The 2,278-nt window shown below is 71.3% G+C and carries 3 protein-coding genes; all 3 read right to left on the bottom strand.

All coding sequences use genetic code 11. The features are described 5' to 3' along the window. Positions 1–29 precede the first annotated feature (29 nt). The gene (locus tag ACRDPS_RS17775) at positions 30–1,076 is read right to left on the bottom strand and encodes an NAD-dependent epimerase/dehydratase family protein (protein ID WP_431502992.1); all 1,047 of its coding nucleotides are present in this window, start codon (positions 1,074–1,076) and stop codon (positions 30–32) included. Beyond that, positions 1,073–1,882 carry an S-methyl-5'-thioadenosine phosphorylase gene (locus tag ACRDPS_RS17780; protein WP_431502993.1) on the bottom strand — a complete coding sequence of 270 codons (810 nt, stop codon included), beginning with the start codon at positions 1,880–1,882 and terminating at the stop codon, positions 1,073–1,075. The genes ACRDPS_RS17775 and ACRDPS_RS17780 overlap by 4 nt, the downstream gene beginning before the upstream one ends. Positions 1,883–2,019: 137 nt before the next feature. Beyond that, positions 2,020–2,278, bottom strand: a 259-nt coding sequence (locus ACRDPS_RS17785) for an HNH endonuclease signature motif containing protein (protein ID WP_431502994.1), incomplete at its 5' end; no start/stop codon positions are given.

A 2,278-nucleotide genomic window follows, 5' to 3' on the forward strand; every position in this document is an offset into this window, starting at 1 on the left:
CGTTATAACGAGCCGACTCGACGCTGCGTCTAGAGCCGCAGGGGCGCGGTGGCGAAGGCGGTCAGACCAACCTCTGGCAGCACCTCGGCGCGGAAGCCGAGCTCCTTCTCCGCCAGCTGCGGGGAGGCGACGACATGGCGTACGTCCCCGATCCGGTAGCGCCCGGTGACCACGGGCGCCACCTCGCGACCGGCGCCCTTCGCGACCAGCTCCGCCACCTCGCTGATCGTGACCGGGTGACCGGACGCGATGTTGTACGCGGCCAGCGACCCGACCGGCCGCTCGGAGGTCGCCTCCAGGGCCGCCAGGTTGGCGCGCGCGACGTCGTCGACGTGGACGAAGTCGCGCTGCTGGCCGCCGTCCTCGAAGACCTGCGGCGCCTCGCCCCGCTCCAGGGAGGACCGGAAGATGGCGGCGACCCCGGAGTAGGGCGTGTCCGCGGGCATGTGCGGCCCGTAGACGTTGTGGTAGCGCAGCGCGATCGCCGTCGCGTCGGCCTGACGTGCCCACGCGGAGGCGTAGTGCTCCTGGGCGACCTTGCTGGCTGCGTACGAGCTGCGCGGGTCGAGCCGGGCGGACTCAGCCACTGCCGCCCAGGTCAGTGCGCCGCCGCAGAGGTCGCAGTGGTTCTCGAAGTCACCGGAGTCGAGCGCGGCCCGCGAGCGCGGCGGCGGGACCCGGTCGCCGTGAGCCGCGCAGACGTAGCGGCCCTCGCCGTAGACGACCATCGAGGAGGCGAGCACCAGCCGGGAGACCCCATGCGCGCTCATCGCGGCCAGGAGCGCGGCGGTCCCGAGGTCGTTGTGCGCGGCGTACAGCGGGAGGTCGTCCACGGTCACTCCGGCGCCGACGACCGCGGCCTGGTGGCACACTGCGTCGATGCCGTCCAACAGGTCGCCCCAGCCGCCGGCGTCGCGTACGTCGAGGAGGTTCGTCCCGGGCGACGCCTCCGCCGCCTCACCGTGAGCCATCGGCAACAGCACGTCGACGCGTACGACCTCGTGACCGGCATCCTCCAGCACCCGGCCGATCGCGGTGCCGATGAAACCGGCCGACCCGGTCAGCAGGACCCTCATGGGATCTCGTAGGCGAGGGTCTTGCCCTCGGCCCAGGTCGAGCAGGAGCATCCGGCCGGGTCGGGCAGGCCCTCGATCGTGTCGGCGAGGATGGTCCGCATCCGCTCCAGATTGGCCGCGAAGAGCGCGTAGACGTCGTCCTCGTCGACCCCCTCACCCTCGGCCGCGCCGGCGTCCATGTCGGTGACCAGGCACAACGGCGCGTAACACATCCGCAGCTCCCGGGCGAGCGCCGCCTCCGGAGCACCGGTCATGCCGACCAGCGTCCAGCCCTGGGCGGCGTGGTGGATCGACTCCGCCCGGGTCGAGAACCGCGGGCCCTCGATGATGATCAGCGTGCCCCCGGTCTTCACCTGTGGGTCGGAGGCCGCGTACGTCTGGGCGATCCGCGCACAGTAAGGATCGGCCAGCGGTACGTGGGTGGCACCCGTCTCCACGAAGCTCGGGATCCGGCGCCAGGTCCGGTCGACGAGCTGGTCGGGGGTGACCAGGTCGCCGGTGGAGACGGCGTCGGGCCGCAGCCCGCCGACCGCGCTCGGGGAGAGCACCTGGGTCACGCCGAGCGAGCGCAGCGCCCACAGGTTGGCGCGGTAGGGGATGGCGTGCGGCGGATACTCGTGGGAGCGGCCATGCCGGGGGACGAACGCCACCGACCTGCCGGCGACCGTGCCCACGGTCACCGGGGCCGACGGCGCGCCGTACGGCGTCTCGACCACGACCTCCTCGGCGTCGCTCAAGAACTCGTACAACCCTGTCCCGCCGATGACGCCGACGTCGGCGCGAGGCGCCGATCCAATGTCCAACATGGGACTCACTGTGCCAGCGCTCGGCGCCCGGTGACAGCACTCTGCGCATCCGTCACCGATCGGTAATACCTACCGTTGTCGCGGAGCATGTGCATCGCAAGGCGCCGCGAAGGGCCCAGGAAATTCTGGGCGCGTCGCTATCTACGGCGGGCGAACCTGATCCGTCCGTCGGGCAGTCGTTCGTAGGTGTAGTCGGGGCTGTGGATCCGGCGATGGTCGCTGGGACAGAGCAGCACCATGTCGTTGAGGTTGGTGGAGCCGCCTTTGGCCCAGGGTTTGAGGTGGTGGGCTTCGGTCCAGGCGGCTGGGGCGTCGCAGTCTTCTGCTTGGCAGCCCTTGTCCCGTAGTCGTAGTGCCCGGTGCTGGATCGGGTGGGCGAGGCGGGTGCTGCGGCCG

Source organism: Nocardioides sp., from assembly GCF_050699375.1.
In the GTDB taxonomy this organism is placed as follows: Bacteria; Actinomycetota; Actinomycetes; order Propionibacteriales; family Nocardioidaceae; genus Nocardioides.